The 23350-nt window shown below is 46.4% G+C and carries 16 protein-coding genes; 15 read left to right on the plus strand and 1 reads right to left on the minus strand.

What is annotated here, in order from left to right; genetic code table 11:
* The first annotated feature begins 279 nt into the window (after positions 1-279).
* From MWG26_RS03065 to MWG26_RS03080, 4 genes are all read left to right on the plus strand, one after another.
* Positions 280-1734, plus strand: a complete 1455-nt coding sequence (locus MWG26_RS03065; protein ID WP_025654604.1) for an aspartate ammonia-lyase — start codon at positions 280-282, stop codon at positions 1732-1734.
* A gap of 72 nt (positions 1735-1806) precedes the next feature.
* Complete coding sequence (locus tag MWG26_RS03070) at positions 1807-2961, plus strand: NAD(P)-dependent malic enzyme (RefSeq protein WP_044926319.1); 1155 nt, start codon at positions 1807-1809, stop codon at positions 2959-2961.
* Positions 2962-3277: 316 nt separating this feature from the next.
* Positions 3278-3580, plus strand: coding sequence for a metal-sensing transcriptional repressor (locus MWG26_RS03075; RefSeq protein WP_025654605.1), 303 nt, complete (start codon positions 3278-3280; stop codon positions 3578-3580).
* A 10-nt stretch (positions 3581-3590) separates the two neighbouring features.
* Positions 3591-6116, plus strand: a complete 2526-nt coding sequence (locus MWG26_RS03080) for a heavy metal translocating P-type ATPase (RefSeq protein WP_117441270.1) — start codon at positions 3591-3593, stop codon at positions 6114-6116.
* Positions 6117-6368: 252 nt separating this feature from the next.
* Here MWG26_RS03080 and MWG26_RS03085 read toward each other — a convergent pair whose 3' ends face one another.
* A complete protein-coding gene (locus MWG26_RS03085; protein ID WP_025654606.1) occupies positions 6369-7040 on the minus strand; it encodes an Rpn family recombination-promoting nuclease/putative transposase in 672 nt (223 codons plus the stop codon).
* A 395-nt stretch (positions 7041-7435) separates the two neighbouring features.
* On the opposite strand from MWG26_RS03085, the gene MWG26_RS03090 reads away from it, so the two are divergent.
* From MWG26_RS03090 to MWG26_RS03140, 11 genes are all read left to right on the plus strand, one after another.
* The gene (locus tag MWG26_RS03090) at positions 7436-8692 is read left to right on the plus strand and encodes a serpin family protein (RefSeq protein ID WP_025654607.1); all 1257 of its coding nucleotides are present in this window, start codon (positions 7436-7438) and stop codon (positions 8690-8692) included.
* 53 nt (positions 8693-8745) lie between these two features.
* Complete coding sequence (locus MWG26_RS03095; RefSeq protein WP_025654608.1) at positions 8746-10449, plus strand: ABC-ATPase domain-containing protein; 1704 nt, start codon at positions 8746-8748, stop codon at positions 10447-10449.
* A 13-nt stretch (positions 10450-10462) separates the two neighbouring features.
* Positions 10463-11617, plus strand: coding sequence for an exonuclease SbcCD subunit D (locus tag MWG26_RS03100; RefSeq protein ID WP_025654609.1), 1155 nt, complete (start codon positions 10463-10465; stop codon positions 11615-11617).
* Position 11618: 1 nt separating this feature from the next.
* On the plus strand, positions 11619-14273 hold the full coding sequence (locus tag MWG26_RS03105; protein ID WP_025654610.1) for an AAA family ATPase: 2655 nt from the start codon (positions 11619-11621) through the stop codon (positions 14271-14273).
* Between the two features lie 6 nt (positions 14274-14279).
* Positions 14280-15383 carry an SGNH/GDSL hydrolase family protein gene (locus MWG26_RS03110; protein WP_025654611.1) on the plus strand — a complete coding sequence of 368 codons (1104 nt, stop codon included), beginning with the start codon at positions 14280-14282 and terminating at the stop codon, positions 15381-15383.
* A gap of 162 nt (positions 15384-15545) precedes the next feature.
* Entirely contained in the window at positions 15546-16568 is a 1023-nt protein-coding gene (locus MWG26_RS03115) for a LacI family DNA-binding transcriptional regulator (RefSeq protein ID WP_025654612.1), read from the plus strand.
* A gap of 192 nt (positions 16569-16760) precedes the next feature.
* Positions 16761-18428, plus strand: coding sequence for an alpha-glucosidase (locus MWG26_RS03120; RefSeq protein ID WP_025654613.1), 1668 nt, complete (start codon positions 16761-16763; stop codon positions 18426-18428).
* Positions 18429-18853: 425 nt separating this feature from the next.
* Positions 18854-19846 (plus strand): ABC transporter ATP-binding protein, encoded by a 993-nt coding sequence (locus MWG26_RS03125; protein ID WP_025654614.1) that lies wholly within the window; start codon positions 18854-18856, stop codon positions 19844-19846.
* Complete coding sequence (locus MWG26_RS03130; protein WP_025654615.1) at positions 19830-20696, plus strand: ABC transporter permease subunit; 867 nt, start codon at positions 19830-19832, stop codon at positions 20694-20696. The genes MWG26_RS03125 and MWG26_RS03130 overlap by 17 nt, the downstream gene beginning before the upstream one ends.
* Positions 20697-20708: 12 nt before the next feature.
* Positions 20709-22196, plus strand: coding sequence for a GldG family protein (locus MWG26_RS03135; protein ID WP_025654616.1), 1488 nt, complete (start codon positions 20709-20711; stop codon positions 22194-22196).
* Positions 22197-22210: 14 nt separating this feature from the next.
* Positions 22211-23119 (plus strand): DUF4340 domain-containing protein, encoded by a 909-nt coding sequence (locus tag MWG26_RS03140; RefSeq protein ID WP_025654617.1) that lies wholly within the window; start codon positions 22211-22213, stop codon positions 23117-23119.
* Positions 23120-23350: the final 231 nt, after the last annotated feature.

Genomic DNA, 23350 nt, shown 5'->3' on the forward strand with positions numbered 1-23350 from the left:
TTCTCCTCCTGACTTTCATTTAATATTTTTGCGTATTTGAAATTAGGGTATTTCAGAGTACTCTACCACCTCGCACATAATGCTGTCAATATAAAATTGCAAGTTCTTAGCACAAAACTTGCAAAAATGAGATTTATAAATTATCGAGAAAACAGATGGATGCCCTGAATATAATCAAATAGTTATATCTGATATACAAATATATGTCTTGGATTATAGAAAATTCTGGATTTATAATATGGCTAGAAATTGGAAGTTATGGTTAGGAGGTCTTGTGTTATGGTTATGACAAAAAATGTAGATGGAATGGAGTGCCGGACTGAGAAGGACTCGATTGGAACGAAGGATATTCCGGAAGGGGTCTACTATGGGGTTCAGTCGCTGCGGGCTGCAGAAAACTTCAGGATAACGGGGCTGTCAATGCACCCGGAGGTTATCAACAGTCTGGCGCAGATTAAGAAGGCAGCGGCGATCACCAATTGTGAGGCCGGACTGCTGGATAAGCATATTGCTGAGGCGGTTGTAAAAGCTTGTGATGAAATACTGGAGGGCAAGCTTCATAATGCTTTTATTGTAGACCCGATTCAGGGGGGCGCAGGAACCTCCATTAATATGAATGCCAACGAGGTGATTGCCAACCGTGCAATTGAGATATTGGGCGGGCACAAGGGGGACTATTCCATTGTGCATCCGAATGATCATGTCAACTGCGGACAGTCAACCAACGATGTAATACCTACGGCAGGTAAGATGACTTCTCTGAAGCTGCTCAAGAATGCCAGGAAGGAATTGGAGCGTTTACATAAGGCTCTGAGCGGAAAAGCGGAGGAATTTGACTCCATCGTAAAAATGGGCAGGACGCAGATGCAGGATGCAGTTCCGATCAGGCTAGGTCAGGAGTTCAGGGCTTATTCCGCGGCAATACAAAGAGATATTAACCGTATGGAAAAAGCGCAGGAGGAGATGCGGACTCTGAATTTAGGCGGGACGGCGATCGGAACCGGTATCAATGCGGATGAGGCATACCTGCGGCGGATCGTTCCGAATCTGGCACAGATCAGCGGAATGGATTTTGTGCAGGCTTATGATCTGATCGATGCCACCCAGAATCTGGATCCCTTTGTGGCCGTATCGGGTGCAGTTAAGGCCTGTGCCGTAACACTTTCCAAAATTGCAAATGACTTCCGGCTGATGTCTTCGGGGCCAAGATGCGGCTTTGGGGAGATCAATCTGCCCGCAAAACAGAACGGCTCCTCCATAATGCCGGGGAAGGTGAATCCGGTCATCCCCGAAGTCGTGAACCAGGTTGCCTTTCTTATTATTGGAAATGATGTAACAATTACAATGGCTGCCGAAGCAGGGCAGCTGGAATTAAATGCTTTTGAACCGATCGTGTTTTACTGCCTGTTTCAGTCAATTGATACCTTGGCATATGCGGTGGAGACTTTTGTGGATAATTGTGTAAATGGGATTACTGCAAACAAGGAACGCTGCAGGGAATTAGTGGATAACAGCGTGGGGATTGTGACGGCCCTCTGTCCTTATGTAGGATATGCGAAATCTGCTGCTCTGGCGAAAGAGGCTTTGAAAAGCAAAGTCCCTGTCAGAAAGCTGATTCTGGATGAGGGACTGCTCAATGAGGCCGAACTGGATGAAATACTGGATGTGAAGAGTATGACAGAACCTGGGATATCGGGGAAAGAGCTGCTGCTCAAAAAGCAAATAAAAGCTTAAGGATATAAAAAGTAGAATCGTACAACAGGATAGACAAGTAACAGGTTAAGGAAAAAGAAAGTGAGGTCAGTTATGGATTACGAAAAGAAAGCTCTGTATATGCATGAAAAATTCCATGGGAAAATCGAGGTTTGCAGTAAAGTTCCCCTGGAAACAAGAGAAGACCTAAGTACCGCCTATACGCCCGGCGTTGCCCGGCCCTGCATGGAAATACACAGGGATGAGAAAAAAGCATACAACTATACCGCAAAAGGCAATTTAGTAGCTGTTGTAACGGATGGAACGGCAGTATTGGGACTGGGTGACATCGGTCCGAAAGCAGCCATGCCGGTCATGGAAGGAAAAGCTATCCTATTCAAAGAGTTTGGAGGTGTAGATGCATTTCCCATATGTCTGGACACGAAAGACACGGAAGAAATTATTGAGACCGTGAAACGCATTGCCCCAGTTTTCGGCGGTATTAACCTGGAGGATATTTGTTCGCCCAAATGTTTCGAGATTGAGCAGAGACTTGAAAAGGAATTGGACATACCGGTTTTTCATGACGACCAGCACGGAACGGCAATTGTAACGACGGCTGCTCTGATGAATGCGCTTAAGGTAGTGGGCAAGAAAATAGACGGCATAAAAGTTGTACTTAACGGTCCGGGCAGCGCAGGTAGCGCAATTGCCAAAATGCTGCTTCATGCAGGCGTAAAGCATATGACGATCTGTGACCTGGAAGGGATACTGGCGGAAGGCTGTTCCTTTGCCGTCGGGCATAAACTGGAGCTGGCAAGACTCACAAATCCGGAGAAAATTACCGGAGCCCTCCAGGATGCAGTCAGGGGGGCAGATGTCTTCATAGGAGTTTCCGCGGGTAACATTTTGACAAAAGAAATGGTACGCACGATGGCGCCGGAACCAATCGTATTCGCAATGGCAAACCCCACGCCGGAAATCACTTACGAAGATGCCAAAGAAGCAGGAGTAAAAATAATCGGGACCGGACGTTCCGACTATCCGAACCAAATCAACAACGTCCTTGCCTTCCCCGGCCTCTTCAGGGGAGCACTGGACGCAGGAGCAAGAGACATCACCTACGACATGAAGCTGGCCGCCGCCCGCGCAATAGCATCATTGGTAAACGAAAAAGAATTGAACCCAGACTATATCATCCCATCCCCATTCGACAAACGGGTAGCCGCCAAAGTAGCTCAGGAAGTCGCAAAATGCGTTCACAGATAAGCTGTTTGTGATGAAGCAAAAATCCAGAAAAATTTACTTCCAAACCCAAAAGACAACAACTGTGTATCCAATCCCATCCACTTCACCCGCAAGAACCTCCCCCAAAAAAGCATATCCATCCCATTGGAAGCGCACAGCCTATGGGGAGCCGGACTTCTGCGGGGGGCAGGAAACTTCTGGACACCTTTTCGGAAGTTTCCTGCCCCCCGCAGAAGTCCGGCTCCCCACAGGCGTCCCCCCTCGAATATCTTTTTAAATATCCACTTGCAATATACCTGGTGGGGGTATATAATGACCTTGGAAAGAGGTGATACAAATGGAAGAAAACAAGGAATGCTGCCACAAGAAAAAGGAACGTTCCGAGAAGGAATACAAGGATCTCGTTAACCGCCTGAACAGAATTGAAGGGCAGATCCGTGGTATAAAAAGAATGGTGGAAAGCGATACTTACTGTACAGACATTCTGATTCAGGTATCGGCAGTAAATGCCGCTCTGAACAGTTTTAATAAAGTACTTCTTGCGAATCATATCAGAACCTGCGTGGCGGATGACATCAAGGCAGGAAAAGAAGAGACGATAGACGAGCTGGTGGTAACTTTACAGAAATTAATGAGATAGGAGGCAGAAGATGGAACAATATTCAGTAACAGGAATGAGCTGTGCTGCCTGTAGTGCCCGTGTGGAAAAGGCGGTCGCTAAAGTTCCCGGAGTTACGTCCTGTTCGGTCAGCCTGCTGACAAATTCCATGGGAGTAGAAGGTAGTGCTGCATCTTCGGATATTATTGCAGCAGTGGAAGAGGCAGGTTACGAAGCCGCCCCGAAAGTTTCCGGTGACAAATCAGGCGCTTCAGCTAAGGCCCCGGCAGAAAATGATCTTTTAAAAGACAGAGAAACTCCAATACTAAAGAAGAGGCTGATCGCTTCGCTTTGTTTTTTGGTTCCGCTGATGTATGTATCGATGGGACATATGATGTGGAACTGGCCTGTTCCGGCAGTTCTGGCTGGGAATCATGTGGCAATGGGACTGATTCAGCTGTTGTTTACCACGGTAATTATGGTAGTGAACCAGAAGTTTTTCATCAGCGGCTTTAGAAGCCTGTGGCATCGGGCGCCTAATATGGATACTCTGGTGGCACTTGGCGCGGGGGCCTCATACATTTACAGCACCTATGCGCTGTTTGCAATGACAGATGCACAGATGCACGGTGATATGGCTGGGGTGATGAACTACATGCATGAGTTTTATTTCGAATCAGCGGCAATGATTCTGACCTTGATCACCGTAGGAAAAATGCTGGAAGCACGGTCTAAGGGCAGAACGACAGATGCGCTTAAGAGCCTGATGAAACTGGCGCCGAAGACAGCGACGGTCCTGCGCGGAGAAATAGAGTCGGTAGTTTCCATCGAACAGGTAGTAAAAGGGGATATCTTTGTAGTAAGACCTGGGGAAAATATACCGGTGGATGGCATTATTATAGAAGGAAGCAGTGCAGTAAATGAGTCTGCCCTGACCGGAGAAAGCATTCCGATTGACAAAGCCCCAGGGGATCCGGTATCGGCGGCAACGCTGAACCACTCTGGCTTTATCAAGTGTGAGGCGACAAGGGTCGGTGAAGATACCACACTTTCCCAGATTATTCAGATGGTCAGCGACGCTGCGGCAACAAAGGCGCCCATTGCCAAGGTTGCAGACCGGGTATCCGGTGTATTTGTGCCGGTGGTTATTGCTATTGCAGCATTGACAATTCTGGTATGGCTGTTTGCCGGGCAGACCATTGGTTTCGCTCTTGCAAGAGGAATCTCCGTACTGGTTATCAGCTGTCCGTGTGCCCTGGGTCTGGCGACCCCGGTAGCGATCATGGTCGGCAACGGTATGGGGGCAAAGCATGGGATTATGTTCAAGACAGCGGTTTGCCTTGAGGAGACCGGAAAGATGCAGATCGTGGCACTTGATAAAACCGGGACAATAACAAGCGGTGAGCCCAGAGTAACAGATATGCTTCCAGCAGAAGGCGTCAAAGAAGAAGAGCTTCTGGCCATGGCCTATGGGCTGGAGAAAAAAAGCGAACACCCCCTGGCACGGGCTGTTCTTATGCTTGCAGAGGAGCGGGACATCCGAAATACCCAGGAGATCACAGACTTTCAGGCGCTCCCGGGCAATGGACTTTCCGGCAGAATGGGCGGTGATCTTCTGACAGGGGGCAGCTTCAAGTTTATCAGTGAGAATACCGAAGTTCCGGAAGCTATGAAAAAGAAGGCGGAACAGCTGGCCGAAGACGGGAAGACACCGTTATTTTTCAGCCGCAGCAATCAGCTTATTGGTATCATTGCAGTAGCAGATGTTATTAAGGAAGACAGTCCCCGGGCTGTCAAAGAATTACAGAACATGGGGATTCATGTGGTAATGCTGACCGGTGATAATGAGCGGACAGCGAAGGCCATCGGGCGCCAGGCAGGTGTGGATGAGGTAATCGCGGGCGTACTGCCGGACGGCAAGGAAAACGTGATCCGTTCTCTGAAGAAAAAGGGCAGAGTCGCCATGGTAGGAGACGGAATCAATGATGCACCCGCGCTAACCAGGGCGGATATCGGAATTGCCATCGGCGCTGGTACAGATATCGCAATCGATGCGGCAGATGTAGTCCTGATGAAAAGCCGCCTGAGCGACGTGCCGGCTGCAATCCGGTTAAGCAGGGCCACCCTCCGGAATATCCATGAGAATCTATTCTGGGCATTTATCTACAATGTTATCGGTATTCCGCTGGCAGCCGGTGTCTGGTTCCCGCTGCTCGGGTGGAAGTTAAACCCCATGTTCGGTGCAGCCGCAATGAGCCTGTCAAGCTTCTGTGTAGTAACAAATGCACTCAGGCTTAATTTATTTAAAATGTATGATGCAGCGAAAGACAAAAAAATAAAAATCAAAAAGAAAGAGGAGGAAACAACGATGCAAAAAACTATGAAAATTGAGGGGATGATGTGCGGACACTGTGAGGCCAGAGTAAAGAAGAGCCTGGAGGCACTTTCACAGGTGGATGAAGCGGCAGTAAGCCACGAGTCAGGAACCGCAGTCGTAACCTTAAATGCAGAGATCTCAGATGAAGAATTAAAAAAGACAGTAGAAGACCAGGACTATAAAGTACTGGAAATAAAGTAAACAGACACTTAGAAACAGCTCGAAAATGATGATAAAACAGGGGGACAAAGCTGATATATAATCTCCGGTGTTTATGAAAAAAGGGCTTTTGGCGGCCCAATGTTATCCAGCAGGTCTATACAGCATTAAAAATGCTGTATAGACCTGCTGGACTTTTTTTGCACAATATTTGGATATTCAATTGCTGGCTGTCAAATATTCTACTGGGACAGTACAGGATTCGTTTATCCCAATGAATATCTTTAACAAGGGTTATTCCAGAATTTCTTTTACTTTCTCAACAGTTAAGTCACAGTATTCGGCGATCTCATCGAGAGATTTTCCCTGAATGTGCAGTTTGAAAACCTGGCGGGCACGTTGCTCTCCGGCTTGTTGTCCAATTTGAACTCCTCTTTTTTCAGCACTGCTGATCTGAGTATTATAATCCTTGAGAGCTTTTTCCCTCGCCTCATATTCGAGCCGCTTTTGTTCATCCGCACTCAAATTTACCAGTGTATGATAAGCTTCATCCAGATATTCGTTTGTTTTAGCCATTCTCTCAAACTCCTTTCTGTCTTTCCCATTGAAGAACTTCATCCATGCAATAATATCCTCTTCGGTATGCATATCTGCTGGCAGTTTCTTGAGTTCCAGTATCTGAAGCTCCATTTTATCAGTGTAAAGGCTGCCCGTCCGGTCATCCCGGAAATGAAAACTGCGGTAACATCTGCTGTCACCAGGAAAATGGATGAAATCTAGAATACCCAGCTTATCATCCGGGGCGTCCCTGGGAAGCAGGGTTGGAAGAATACAGGTATCTTCGATCTCACTGGGTGAAACTTTTAATAGAGCCGCTATAAAGCCCCTTCTGACTTTAGAATTCTGCATTAGATTATTAAAACAGAAGTCTACAGTCGGTAACATGATAAAGTTGTCATTTGCCATAAATCTCCTTTCATGTGCAGAAAAAGCTGCAATTGTACACAAAAGGAAATCCCCTGCTTTTTATTTATCATACCACGGATTTAGAAGGTATAAAAGACTAGAATCTCTTACATAGTTCAATCAAAGTTTTTCTGCTGTTAAATAAGTTTTTGTTTTGGTATACTTCGGCGAAACGCCGTTTGGAAGATGAAAAGCGATTGCTTTTCGATATCTCTGATTTCTAGTATATCACCTTAATTATCCTTTTGGCAATCAGACTTATAAACCATAATAAAGGGTGTTGAAAAAATCTCCCCATGTGTTTTACAATTGTCTTTGTAAATGATACAATATGCGTAAATCAGCCCCCGTCAATTGACAATCATGTTCAACACAATAAGGAAAGGAGATCCTTTATGAAAAAGCGCATGTTTTTATTGTGTATTGCACTAGTGCTTACAGGCGCATTTATTTTATCCGGCTGTGGCAAAAAGGGACAGGCATCAGACTTAATGAAAGGTATAAAGGCCAACGATGTCAGCAAAGAAGCCACACTTCGTGACGAGGATACTGTTGCCGCCGCAGATTTTGCGGTGCGCCTGTTTCAGGCCAGCCGGGAAGAAAACTCCGAGGTGCTGATATCGCCTGTTTCTGTGCTCTATGCTCTTGCTATGACCGCTAATGGGGCAGGAGGGGAGACCCTCACACAGATGGAGGATGTGCTGGGGCTGAGCGTAGAAGAACTGACCCCATACCTCTATGCTTACAAAGAGGCACTGGCTTCCGGTAATAAGTACAAGCTGGATCTTGCCAATTCGATCTGGTTTAAAGAGGATGATAGCCTGACCGTGAATCCGGACTTTCTGCAGATAAACGCGGACTGGTATGACGCGGAACTGTATAAAGCCCCTTTTGATCATTCTACGCTCAAGGATATCAACCATTGGGTCAGCGACAAAACGGACGGTATGATAGAAGATATACTGGATGAGATCCCGGATGAAGCGATCATGTATCTGATTAATGCGATTGTTTTTGATGCCGAATGGGAGAACATATATAAGGAAAATGAAGTCATGACGGATGTTTTTACAACGGAAAACGGAAGCGGGCAAATAGCAGAGCTGATGCATTCGGAAGAGAACGAATATCTGGAAGATGAGAACACAACCGGTCTGATCAAGTATTATAAGGACAGGAAATATGCGTTTGCAGGCCTGCTTCCGAAGGAGGGGATAAGCGTGAGCGAATACATTTCCTCCTTAACCGGTGAAAAGTTGATGAGCCTTTTGAACAACTCGCAGAGCGTGCCGGTGGATGCGGCGATCCCCAAATTCGAAAATGAGTACGATATAGAGATGAGTATGACTCTGAAGGGCATGGGGATGACGGATGCATTTGATCCCGGACTGGCAGATTTCAGCGGGTTGGGAATATCGACGGATGGGAATATTTATATAAACCGTGTACTGCACAAGACTTATATTGCGGTGGATGAACAAGGGACGAAGGCGGGAGCAGCCACAGCTGTGGAGCTGACGACGGAAGCTGCGATGATCGACTCCGCAGAGCGCAAAACCGTATACCTGAACCGGCCGTTTATTTATATGCTGATTGATAGTGAGGCGAAACTTCCTGTCTTCATGGGGACAGTGATGGATATAAAAGAATAAGGCACACTGGAGTGTGCCGTCTGAACAAGAAAGTAGAAAAGGAGTGCATTAAGATGCAGACATCAACAGAACTAAAAAATTTACTCAACAGGATTGACCACAAGAGTTATCCTGCCTACAAAGATACGAAGGGTGTTTATCAGTTCCCCGGGTATCAGCTTTCCATCGATCATGTACAGGGAGATCCATTTGCCTCCCCTTCGAAATTAAGTATTCATATAAAAGGAGCAGCGGCTGGGTTCCCGAAAGAGTTGTTTGAGACGGAGCACCGCCGGATTGCACTGCAGGATTATCTGACACGCCAGTTTGGACGCGGTGTTGAAAAGTATGCATTCAAAGCCAAAGGTTCAGGGAAGAGCGGCCTGATCTCTGTCAGCAGATGCGGACAGGAGATACTGGAACGTACGGCATGCAGTATTGACGTTCGAAGCGGAGATCTGGTACTGAGGCTTGAAGCCGGTTTTCCTGCGAACGGGAGAACCATCAATGCCAGGGAATTAATGAAGATATTGTTTGACTTTTTGCCGGAGTGTGTGGAAAACTCCCTGTATTATAAGAAAAGCGATAAAAAAAGAATAGAACAGACCGCATTTCTCGCGGACGACCAGCAGTACATCCGGGAGCAGCTGCCTGCTCTGGGACTGGCTGCCTTTGTGGCGGACGGAGCTATTCTGCCCAGAGAATCCGGAATTTCTTCCCGGCCAATGAAAGGGGCGGTTGCCTTTGCTTCCCCGGAGGAACTGAAAGTGACACTGGAACTTCCTCACAGAGGAAAAATAACGGGAATGGGAATCCGCAGAGGAATCACACTGATCGTGGGCGGGGGATACCACGGAAAGTCTACTCTCCTGAAAGCACTGGAACTGGGGGTTTATAACCATATTGCGGGGGATGGCAGGGAGTATGTTATTACAGACGCCACCGCGATGAAGATCCGTGCAGAGGACGGACGCAGTATTAAGAAAACAGATATTTCCATGTTTATAAATGACCTTCCCAATAAGAAGGAAACACGGGGATTCTATACAGAGGATGCCAGTGGAAGTACATCCCAGGCAGCGAATGTGATAGAGAGCATGGAGGCAGGGGCAAAACTGCTGCTGATCGATGAAGACACAAGCGCAACCAATTTTATGATACGGGATGAGCTGATGCAGCGCGTGATCCACAGAGATATGGAACCCATCACGCCATTTATCGAACGGATCAGGGAATTGTATGATGAGTATGGAATATCAACCGCCATCGTGGCAGGAAGTTCCGGGGCATATTTCCATATCGCGGACTGTATTATCCAGATGGACAGATATGTGCCGAAAGATATCACCGCTCTTGCAAAAAGAGAGGCTGAAAGTTTTCCAATGCTCAGCGGGCCGGACGAAAAAGCAGCAGCACCGGTATTCACACGCTGCCCGGGAGGGAATCCGGTATTTCGCGGGAATGACAGGGTAAAGATGAAGACGATGGGCCGGGAGGCAGTGCAGATCAACCGGGAAACCATTGACCTGCGCTATGTGGAGCAACTCGTTGACAGTGAGCAGGTGTCTGCATTGGGGTATTGTGTAAAATATGCGGAAAAACATCTTTTGGACGGAAGAAAGACTCTGCAGAAAGTTGTGGAGGAGTTGGAGAATAAGATAAAAAAAGACGGACTGGGTAGTTTGTGTGAAAGCGGCTCCAGTGTGGCATGCCTTGCAGCGCCGAGAAAACAGGAGATATACGCATGCCTGGACCGGTACCGGGGCCTGAAGCTGTAGAAAGGGGACTCATATGCGTTTTTTTCATTTATCTGATCTGCATATTGGCAAACAACTGCACCACTACAGCCTTCTGGAGGACCAGAGACATATATTAAACGAGGTGGTCAGCCAGGTGAAGGGGCTTAAACCTGACGCAGTCGTAATAGCCGGAGATATCTATGACAAGTCTGTCCCGTCGGCAGAGGCAGTCTCTCTGTTTGACGATTTTCTGACGGAACTGGCTGACGTGGACGAAAAACCGGCGGTTATTCTGATCAGCGGGAACCATGATTCGGCCCAGCGGCTCGATTACGCCAGCCGGATTCTGGGCAGGCAGAATATATATATTGCAGGAGAAGCGCCCAGGGAAAAGGATGAATATTTAAAGAAAGTAACGCTCTCTGACGAATACGGGGAAGTGGATTTTTATCTGCTTCCGTTCTTAAAGCCGGGATATGTCCGCGGTGTTTTTGAAGAAGAGATTCCGGAAACCTACAGTGAAGCGGTTGCACGCATTCTGGAGCGCGAAGGTTTGGATCAGGAGAAGCGCAATGTTCTGTTGTCTCATCAATTCTATACGGGATACGGGAAAACGCCTCAGACCTGTGATTCGGAGCTTTTTTCCGTGGGCGGGATTGACAATGTTGACATCGCGCCCCTTTTGCAGTTCGATTATGCAGCTCTCGGGCACCTGCACCGGGCACAGCAGGCAGGAGAGCCCTTTATCCGCTACTGCGGAACCCTTCTGAAGTATTCCGTCAGCGAAGCGGGAGATACGAAGTCGCTTCATGTAGTGGAACTTGGCAAAAAAGGGGAAAAGGCGCTAGTAGAGCTTCTGCCGCTCCATCCGCTCAGAGATGTGCGTACGGTCCGCGGAGAGATGAAGCAGATCATGGAGCAGGCGGAGACAGAAAGCTGCGAAGACTATATCAGCATCACCCTGACGGATGAGATCGATCCGTACAGGCCAAAGGAGCAGCTGGAGAAAGTGTATCCCCATATCCTGGAGATCCGGGTGGATAATGCACGGACAAGAAAGCGGCTGGAGGAGTTTGATGAAGAGGTGGAACTGACCGATCCGCTTCTTGTATTTGGAGAATTTTATGAGGAAATCCAGGGAAGGGAACTGTCCCGGGAAGAGAGAGAATTTTTAGAAAAGGTATTTGATAAGGTGAAGGGGGAATAAGATGAGGCCGGTAAAGTTGACAATGTCTGCATTTGGATCTTATGCTGATGCAGAGGAAATAGATTTTACAAAAATCCAGCATGGCCTTTTTCTTATCACCGGCGATACCGGTGCGGGAAAGACTACGATTTTTGACGCCATCACTTACGCGCTGTACGATAAGACAAGCGGGGGAAAGCGGGACGGCAATATGATGCGCAGCCAGTACGCATCAGAAGAGACGGATACTTTCGTTGAATATACATTTTCATACAGAGGCAAAGAATATACTGTCAGAAGAAACCCTGAATATTTACGGATCGGTAAGCGCAGGATGGCAGACGGTTCCCCCCGGCTCGTAAAAGAGACGTCAAAGGTAAGTCTGCTTATGCCCGACGGCAGAGAGGCGCAGGGGAAGAAAAAGGACATTGATAATAAAATAGAAGAAATCATCGGGCTGGATGTGAACCAGTTTACCCAGATTGCAATGATTGCCCAGGGGGATTTTCTGAGGCTGCTCCACGCAGAATCAAAAGAGCGCAAAAAGATCTTCTCCAGAATCTTTCAGACCAGGCTGTACTGGCAGGTCCAGGAAGAATTAAAGGAGGAGGCCAAGCAGCTCTATATCCGTATGGAGGATAATACAAAGGACTGCCTGCGGGAGATGGAGCGTGTGGAGCCTTATGCCGGCTGCGATGAGGCTGCAAAGTGGGAGCGGCTTTTGGCGCTGAAACTTCCTCCGGCAGAGGAAGTTATGGACGTCTTAAAGGGAATCTGCAGGTATGGAAAGTCCATGGAAACGGAAGCCGAGAAAGAACACACACAGCTGCAGAAGAAAGCGGAGGATCTGAATGCAGCCATCCGCAGCCAGGAGGAGGTCAACATTCTGCTTCAGTCAAAAGAGCAGGCGCAAAAGAGGCTGAAGGAGCTGGAGGAAAAAAAGAGCAAAATGGAAGAACTCCGCCGCCAGATCAAAGACGGTGAGAGGGCCGAGAAAGTGCTTGTAAAAGAGGAACAATATAAACGGACCAGCGTGGAAGCAAAGCGCCTGAAAGAAGTGGCCGGGCAGACAAAAGATTGGATGGAGGAGCAGACCGCAGTCTTAGAGGTGCGTGAAAAGGAATTGCAGCAGCTGGAGAAAGAATTGCAGGAAAAAGAACCTGTTCTTCAAAAGCAAATTCTCCGACTGAAAGATATACTGCCCAGATATGCGGGCATCCGAAAACTGGAAGAACAGTATAACAAACAGTTTAAGAAAATGGAACAAGTGCTTGAGGAATGCAGGACGGCCTCTGCGGATTATGAGAGAAAGTACCAGCAGTTTTTTGAGGAACAGGCCGGGATTCTGGCAAAAGAACTCAAAGAAGGGCAGCCGTGTCCGGTATGCGGCTCCACGGAGCATCCGCATAAGGCGGAACTATTAAAAAGCGCTCCGGGGCAGGAAGAAGTGCAGCAGGCCAAGGAAAAGCGGGATCAGAAAGAGCAGGAGCGTTCCGCCTGCCAGGAACAGTTTCAGGCATCCAAAAGCCGTCTGGACTCGGAACGAAAACTTTTGGAGCAAGCGGCGGAAGATATCATAGCTGGAGGCTCCCTCCAGGAGGAGGAGGCAAAAGAACATCTGAAACATCTGGAAGCTGATTTAAAAGAAATGAAGAAAAATTTCCAGAAAAAGGGAAAAGAGTTCAGGGAATTGATGGAAGAAATGAAGCGCAGAAGCGGACTTCTGGAGAGTCAGGAAAAACAGCTCCAGGAATTGAATACGAAGCAGAAAGAAGAGGAAGAATATTTTCAGGAAGAATTAAAAGCGCAGAAATTTGCGTCCCTCGAAGAATACAGCAGGGCATTGGAATGGACAGAAGGACGCAGAGCGAAAGCAGAAGCACTCAGTGAGTATGAAAAAGAGTGTCTGGAAGTAAAAACCAGATATGAGATGCTCTGCCAACAGAGTGAGGGCAAGCAGCACGCTGATCTGGAGGAAGAAAAAGAGAAGCTGGAAGAAGTACTCATTTCCCAGAAAGCGCAGAAAGACAGATGGCTTCATCTGCACAGCCAGAACCAGAAAAACAAAGAGGCCAGGTCAAAGCTGAAACAGTATTTTGAAACAAAGGCCGGCCTGACAAAGCAGTACGAGATGGTAAACAATCTGAGCCGTACGGCTAACGGAACACTGAACGGCAGCATCAAGCTGGATTTTGAGACCTATGTGCAGAGAAAATATTTCAAGCAGATCATCCATGCCGCCAACCGAAGACTCAGTAAGATGACCTCCAACGAGTTTATCCTGCAGTGCCGGGAGATAAAAGACCTGAGCAGCCAGGGGCAGGCCGGTCTGGACCTGGATGTTTACCACCTTGTCAACGATGCCGTGCGGGATGTAAAGACGCTGTCCGGCGGCGAGTCCTTTATGGCATCTTTGTCCATGGCGCTTGGCCTTTCGGATATCATACAGAACACGGCAGGGGCTATCAGCCTGGAGACCATGTTTGTGGACGAAGGCTTTGGGTCACTGGATGACGCAGCAAGAGAGCGGGCGATCCAGATCCTGCAGGAGCTGGCGGGGGAAAAAGGAACCGTGGGAATCATCTCCCACGTAAATGAATTAAAAGAACAGATCGAATGGAAACTTGCAGTTACAAAGACAGAGCAGGGAAGCAGTACCAGGTGGGTATTAGAATAAACAGAAATGGAAGTGGGACAGATGAAGAAATACCTGAAAACAGCATCAGCCCTGCTGCTGGCCGTGATTCTGAGCCTGCAGCAGGCACTGCCCGTAAGGGCATGGGAGGAAATTGTAACCTGTACGGTTCTGGGAGACAGCATCGCAAAGGGGTATTCTTCTGACAAAGCCAATAAAATAGACTGCTACGGCCGTATCGTGACCGAACGCATAGCCGAAGAGAATGAGATCTATTTCGACTATCAGAACTATGCGAAAAACGGCCTGGACACCCAGAGCCTCAACGAAAAAGTCCTGTCCAGGGACACGGTAAAAAGAAACCTGAACAAATCGGATCTTATATTTCTCACAATGGGTTCTAATGACCTCATGAACGAATTCAAGAAAGAGGCGCAGGAAATTCTGAATTCCAACACCAAATTCCGAAGCGCCCCTCAGGCTATGAACGAACTCCAGGAAGCAGTCAAAAAAAATCCTCTTTTGGTCCTCAAGATCATAGATGCCTTAAGCAGCTGGGATTACGAAAGTTTTGAGTCCGAGTGGGCCGCAGCTATGCAGACCATAACTCAACAGAAAAAAGACACGGCCCAGATTATCGTAACCAACATTTACAACCCGATCTACAACATGCAGCTCCCCGGAACCATGAACAAAGTTGTAGAAGACATCATCCAGAACATGAACAGCATCATCGAAAAAAGGGCCGAAGAATTCAACTACCAGGTCGTAGACCTCTTCAACTCTAACATCGTAGCCTTTGTCCAGGGCGACGGCCTACACCCCAGCCAAGAGGGCCAGCAGCTCATAGCCGAAATGGTCTACGACAAGATCCAGCCCGTTGACGCAAATACCCAGTCCGTAGACGGCCAAGCGGTAAAAGGGGAAAATATCCAAGAAGGAAACACTAAAGAAGAAACAGAAACTCAAGTGTCTCCTGGTAAAACCAAACAGCCCTCCATACAGGAATCAGATACCCTTGAAAACGAGGCCGGGAAGGCCGCAAAAAAATCCAAATCTGTCTTCTATCCATACCTGTTTTCAGGGATCATAATCATCATTTTAGCGGTCGTCTTGACAATATACATTCGAAAAAAGAATAAAACAAAGTAGTGGGGATAGTGCTTCGGCAGTATCCCCTTAAACTTCAGCGAAACCTATATTTATGAAACATATAATCCATATAGACTATTGATCGTAACAGTTCAGGGCAGAGTTGTTTAAAGTATGGGTATATGGTATATTTTATTAGTAAATAGTGGTAGGAGCGAACTTATGGTTACGATAAAAGAGATAGCAGAGATGCTGGGTGTGAGTACTGCAACCGTGTCAAATGTTATACACGGAAAGACAAAAAAAGTTTCCAAAAAAAATATCGAACGAATTGAAAAAGTGCTGAAGGAAACAAAGTATGTAAATAGAATGGATAAAAATGCGCTTATAAATGAAAAGCCTCTTATTATCGGTGTGGTAATCCATACATGTAAATCCTATGAGAATACATTTTTGTCGGATCCTTTTTACGGGCAGCTTGTTGGCGTACTGGAGAAGGAGATACGAAAAGCCGGCTATTATATGATGCTGTATGCTTCGGAAAGTACAGAAGAGATCTATCAGATGGTAATGACCTGGAATATTGCCGGTCTTGTAGCAGTTACTTTCACGCACACAGAGTATAATAAGTTGGCTGCGTTGATTAAGAGACCTATCGTTGCTGTAGATTTATATAACATATTAGATCATAATTATTATAATGTTGGAACGCAGGACAAACAGGGTGGATTCCTAATGACGAAATATTTATTGGATCTTGGGTACTCAGATATTTTAGTGATAGGTAACCGTAATGTGGGCGTTGATTATACCAGGTGGCAGGGGTATGAAGAGGCATTAAAAAAGGCAGAAGGTTCACGTTTTAAAGCATATCCGTTGATTGCAGCCAGTGACGTTTACGAAAAGAGACGGAAACAGTTTGAGGAGCTGGCTGGATTTGCTGCTTGGAACAAAAGAACAGCTCTGTTCTTCCTTGCAGATATTTTAGCTGTTGAAGGTATTAATTTTTTTGCAGAGAAAGGGATTATTGTTCCCGATGATGTTGGTATCGCAGGGTACGATGACAGTCAGTATTCAAGCATTACCCACCCCAAATTAACAACGATAAATCAGGATATAACGATAAAAGCTAAAAAAACATGCGAGATGCTGCTGGATCTACTTAATGGAAGGGAGATAGAAAAACATAATCTTCTGCTGCCGGTTCGATTGGTTATCAGGAATTCGACAAAGAATAAGGGATAATTTATGTGCATAGTACATATATTATCCCTTTCTTTTTTGTGTACTAAGCAGGTTATGTTCGTAACTTGTTGACAGCCGATAAAAACACGTTTAAACTCTTGAAATATCCTTAGTTATGCAACTTATTCATGCCCTGCGGGCATTCTTCAGCTAACGCTGAAAAATGAATGAAATCGAAATGTGAGGTGTTTTATGAGAGAAGAATGGTGGAAAGAGGCGGTAGTATATCAGATTTACCCGAGGAGCTTTTATGACAGCAACAATGACGGAGTTGGTGATATCAATGGTATTATACAGAAGCTGGATTATCTGAAAGAACTGGGAATAGATGTAATCTGGCTTTCACCGGTTTATCAATCTCCCAATGCGGATAACGGTTATGACATTAGCGACTATCATACCATTATGAAAGAGTTTGGGACGATGGAAGATTTTGATCACTTATTAAATGAAGCGCATAAGCGGAACCTGAGGATCGTGATGGACTTAGTTGTAAATCATACCTCGGATGAACACGAATGGTTTACCAAAAGCAGAACTTTGCCTGATAGCAAGTATCGCGATTATTATATCTGGAAGAGGGGGAGGAACGGAGGAACTCCCAATAACTGGGGCAGCTGGTTTTATCACTCAGCGTGGGAATATGAGGCTGATACGGATATGTATTATCTGCATATATTTTCCAAAAAACAGCCGGATTTAAATTGGGACAATCCATTATTGCGGGAAGAGATTTACTCGATGATGACATGGTGGCTGGATAAGGGGGTAGATGGATTCCGGATGGATGTCATCAGCCTGATTTCTAAAAATCCGTCTTTTCCGGATGGAGAAGTAACCGGGGCATACGGAGATTTTGGTGACTTGACACCATATTGCGAGAATGGCCCGCGTGTTCATGAATATCTGCAGGAAATGAATGATAAAGTGCTGTCAAAATACGACATTATGACAGTTGGTGAAACACCGAATGCATCTGTAGATGATGCAGCAAAATTCGCGAATTGTGATGGCACTGAGCTAAATATGGTGTTTCAATTTGAGCATGTATCAATTGATTACGGACAGTTTGGAAAGTATACGGAGAACAGATATCGTCTTAAAGATTTGATAGCGGTTTTGAGTAAGTGGCAGGACGGTTTGTGTGATAAGGGCTGGAACAGTTTATACTGGGAGAATCATGACCAGCCCCGCTCCGTTACTAGATTCGGTGATGTTTCAACGCCGTTGTATTGGGAAAAATCGGGGAAGATGCTGGCAACCTGCCTGTATATGTTACAGGGGACACCCTATATATACCAGGGGCAGGAAATTGGGATGACAAACCCTAGATTTGAATCATTTGCAGACTATAAAGATATTGAGGCTAAAAATGCACACCGTGATCTGGTTGAAGAACAAAAAATTATGACAGAGGATCAATTTCTTAGATGTGTTTTTAATCTTGGCCGTGATAATGCAAGAACACCGATGCAATGGAATAACAGCAGCTATGCGGGATTTTCAAAGGTGCCGCCATGGATGAAGGTTAATCCTGATTATCAGGATATCAATGTGGAGAAACAGCAAAATGACCCCGATTCAATCCTGAGTTATTATAAAACATTAATCAAACTGCGCAAGAATTATAAGGTCATTGTCTATGGTAAATATGAATTACTGAATCCAACATCCGAGTATATATGGGCGTATAAAAGAAAACTTGACAATACAGTCATGACTGTGATGGCAAACTTTTCTGATCATACCGTCGGATGTGAATATTTCAAACAGGAGTCAGGAATCTTATTATCAAATTATAGGCAGCATCAGATTTTGAAGCTACAGCCATATGAGGTTATTGTTCAATTAGAACAGTGATAGTTACTATGCACGGGGCCGTGCACCACGCTACACGGCATCCAAGCCTATAAAGTGATGGGGGCGAGCATCTGGCCCCTCGCCACCGGAGACTTTAAATGAGCCAGATGCCGTTACTATATAGAAATTACAAATAGTTAGCTCTTTTGAGCTGATAGGAATGGCAATTGTTTTGCCTATTTTACGAAGGCACCTCAAAAATTCCACATTTCAAACACAAATCCGTCACAACCTTCTGTTAATTTTATCCTTATGTGGAGCACACAGCTGTTTCATATGGGCCGTCTTATCCAGAGTATGTTTGATGATTTGTCGGACACTCCTGACCGGTAGCATCCGCGGTAAGCAGATCAGCCATCTGGGGACATAAATTATCAGCCGCACTCCGGAGCCGGCGTAAATTAACGGACCAGGGAGGTAAGGAATTGATTGAGGTAAAAAACTTAGTAAAAAAATACGGAAACCATCTGGCCATAGACCACCTGAATTTCAAGATTGAAAAAGGGAAGATCTATGGCTTTTTGGGCCCCAACGGAGCAGGGAAATCGACGACCATGAATATCATGACCGGGTACCTTGGAGCAACGGAAGGCGAGGTGCTGATTAACGGACACGACATTCTAAAGGAACCGGAAGAAGCTAAGAAACACATAGGGTATCTTCCGGAGCTTCCCCCGCTTTACATGGAAATGACAGTACAGGAGTATTTGGATTTTGCTGCGGAATTGAAAGGAATATCCAAAGACAAACGGGAATCCTCAGTGGAAGAGGTGCTTAAGCTTGCAAAACTGATGGATGTCAGAAGTCGGCTGATCCGCAACCTGTCAAAAGGATACCGGCAGAGAGTAGGCCTGGCTCAGGCTATGCTGGGATTTCCCGACATTATCATACTGGATGAGCCTACCGTGGGGCTGGATCCGAAACAGATCATTGAGATCAGGGAGCTGATACGGAAACTGGCGAAGGATCATACCGTCATCCTGAGTTCGCATATACTGGCCGAGGTCAGAGAGGTGTGCGACTACATTATGATCATTTCTAAGGGCAGGCTTGTTGCCAGCGATACGCCGGATAATCTGGAGCATTTGATGGATGAATCGGAGTCTGTCGAAATCCTGGCGAAAACAGAACCTTCGAATCTGCGTGACATATTGAATCCGATCAAGGATATCTCCGGCATTAAAACAGAAAAGAGAGCGGACGGGACAACATATGCGGTATTGGAAGTAAAAGACAACAAAGATATCCGGGAACAGGTTTTCTTTGCATTTGCCGGGGCAGGCTGTCCTCTTCTTATGCTGAATACGAACCGTGCAAGTCTGGAGGAGATCTTCCTGGAACTGACACAGGGGGAAACAGGCCCGAAACTGCTGTCTGCAAAGAGAGAGGAGGACAAGACAGATGCTGGCGATTTATAAGAGAGAACTGAAGTCCTATTTTCAGTCCATGATTGGATGTGTCTTTATAGCGTTCCTTGTAGCATTTGCGGGAATTTATTTTATGGCTTATAACCTAAATGCGGGATACCCCTACTTCTCCTATACGCTGTCCGGCGTACTGATTGTTTTTCTTGTAGGGATACCGCTGATTACAATGAAAAGCTTTTCGGAGGAGCGGAGAAACAAGACAGACCAGCTGCTTTTGACAGCGCCGGTAAGCCTGCGCCAGGTTGTGATGGGAAAATACCTTGCGATGGTTTCCGTACTGGCAGTGCCGAACCTGATCTTTTGTTTATTCCCTCTGATTATTAAAATGCAGGGAACTGCATATCTGAAGGTGGATTATATATCCATCGGGGTATTTTTCCTTCTCGGATGTGTATATATTGCGATCGGGATGTTTTTGTCCTCACTGACAGAGAGCCAGATCATTGCCTTTATCACCACGTTCGGGGTTCTGCTTGTTCTGTATCTGTGGGATGGCATCCTGTCTTTCCTTCCAAGCTCCGCTCTCAGTGGCGCTGTGGGGATTATCATACTCCTGACCATTGTAGCTGCCTATATTCAGCAGATGACGGGCAACTGGTTTATCAGCGGAGGGATTGAACTCATTGGGATTGCGGCCTGTGTGGTTACGTATATTGTAAAATCCAGCCTGTTCGAGAACATTCTGACGAAGTTCCTTGGAAATCTTGCGCTTGCAAATGTTTTTACGGATATTACGTCGAACAGCATAGTAGATGTCAGCGGCATAGTTCTGTATTTGTCTGTAATTGTAGTGTTTATTTTCCTGACAGTACAGGCAATTCAGAAAAGACGCTGGAGTTAGGAGGGCCGGAAATTGCAGAAAATAAAAAGTTTATTTCATACAGCGGGAACAAAAAACGGAACCTACAGCGTGGGGATTACCGTGATCGTGGTCGCAATCGTAATAGTAGCCAATATGATATTCGGACAGATACCCGAGAAATATAGGAATATCGACGTCAGCAGCACAAAGATCTATGAGATTACGGATACCAGCCGGGAGCTTTTGAAGGATCTGAACCATAAAATAACGTTTACGGTATTGGCGGAGAAAGACAAGGCGGACGACCGGATTAAAACATTTTTAAGCAAATATGCAGCTTTGTCCAAATATATTTCTGTGGAGTGGATTGACCCGGTACTCCACCCGTCTGCTCTAACGGAGTATGAGACCAGCGCGAATACGATCGTGGTAGAATGTGCGGATACGGGTAAGAGTACAACCGTTTCATTTGACGATATTGTGGTCATGGATACCTCCTCCTATTATTATACGGGCAGTGTATCAGAATCCGAATTCGACGGAGAAGGCCAGCTGACCAGTGCGGTGAATTATGTGACCAGTGATGTAAATAAAAAAATATACAGAACAACGGGGCACGGTGAGGCTACATTATCAAACTCAATTACAGAGTTAATGGACAAAAATAATTACAAGATAGAAGAACTGAATCTGGTGATGCAGGCATCCATACCCGAAGACTGCGATCTTCTGCTTATGTACGCGCCGGCCACGGATTTGACAGACGATGAAAAAGCAGCAATGCAGCAATTTCTTTCGGCAGGCGGGAAAGTGATGATTCTTCTGGGAGATACCAGCACTACAGCGCTTCCGAATATTGCCTCCATCATGAAGGAATATGGAATGGAAGAAGCCGATGGGTATATTGCCGATCCCCAGAGATGCTACCAGGGCAATTACTATTATATATTCCCGACGCTTTCACTGTCAGGAGATCTGGCGAAAGGCATGTCTTCGCAGATGGTGCTTGTCACCAATACCCGGGGCCTGAACCTGGTAGATGCCGCGAGAGATACCATTAGCTCCAGCTCCTTTATGACAACGACGGACAGCGCCTATGCGGTGACGGAAGACAGCCAGACGCAGGGCACGTATACTTTGGGGGCGGTTGCCACAGAGCAGATCAGTGCCGAAACCAAGGATGAGAATAAAGACGAAGGTACTGAAGCAGCAGAGGACGATACGCAAAGCAAAGACACATCAGACACTGCAGAGGAGAACACGAAAGAAAGCCGCCTGACCGTAATCACCGCGGGAAGCCTGATCGATTCCCAGATCACAGATACTTTCACGCAGCTTGAGAATACGACATTATTTATGAATGCCGTAAGCAGTAACTTTGACGGCGTACAGAATATCTCAATTGAACCAAAGAGCCTTGCCACGGAATATAATACCGTGCAGCATGCAGGACTATTCAGCCTGCTCGTAATATTCGGTATCCCGCTGCTGATTCTGGTCGGTGGATTTGCAGTATGGTTTAAGAGAAGAAAAGCATAGGAGGGCGGATGAAGATGGAGAAAAAAAAGAAGAAATCCTTCCTTTTGCTGCTCTGCCTTCTGCTGGTTCTTCTGATTGCCTACCTGGGGATTCAAAGGTGGAATAAGAAGCAGGAAGAAAAGAAGGAAGCTAAAACAGAAGCGGAAACGGTGTATGTTACCGATATAGAGGAAATTACAAGTATTCAGTATGATGCAGGCAGCGGAGAGTTTCATTTTGTAAAGGAGGACGGTACATGGTACTATGCCGATGACCGGGATTTCCCGCTGGCACAGAGCTACCCGGAACAAATGGCCTCTGATTTTGCCAGACTGAAGGCAGAGCGGGAGCTGAAAGACGGGGATTCACTGGAGGACTATGGGTTAAAAGATCCGGTATACACGGTTGTGCTGACGGGAAAAGACGGAAAAGAGACCGCCGTTTATTACGGAAATGCTGTGGGAGATAACTATTATGCCACTGTGGGGGATTCCAAAAAGGTGTACACGGTGAGCGGCACTTCCATATCTGACCTGCAGTATTCACTGGAGGATATGGCGCAGCTGGATACCTATCCCAATATTGGAAGCGGCAATCTGAAGAAAGTTGTCATAACAAGAGATGGCAGCGAGACCACCTTTGATTCGGAAAATAATGACGATACAGAAGCCATTGCAACGGCTGCCGGCGGACTGGGAGCTGTAACCCTGAGCAAGGCCGCGGATTATTCCGTGGAGGATAAAGACCTGGCCGGATTTGGCCTGGATGAAGCGGCAGCAATCACTGTGAAGGCCGTCTATACGCAGGACGATGAGGAGCAGACGCTTACGCTCTATATTGGAAAAGAAGACGGTGAGGGAAACCACTATGTCATGCTGAATGATTCCAGGATTGTATATCTGATCTCAGATGAGGTTTGCAAAAATATCCTAAATGAAAAGTAATGGGCATGGACAAAGCGGGCCTGCTCACTTTGCACGCAAATTTTATATTTATTTTATAAGACATTTCTTGACAATTCAGAGAAAACAGAGGAGAATATTTTACATGTAGATCATTACCCTGCAGATGACTGCAGGGCATCAATTCAGCAGCACAGCGGGAAGCGGGGAGGACCCGTGGAGGACGCCGGAATCAGGCAGTCCTGATTTCTGCTTGCTGCCGCAGGAATAAAA

Source organism: Faecalicatena contorta (assembly GCF_022835095.1).
Classification (GTDB): domain Bacteria; phylum Bacillota; class Clostridia; order Lachnospirales; family Lachnospiraceae; genus Faecalicatena; species Faecalicatena contorta.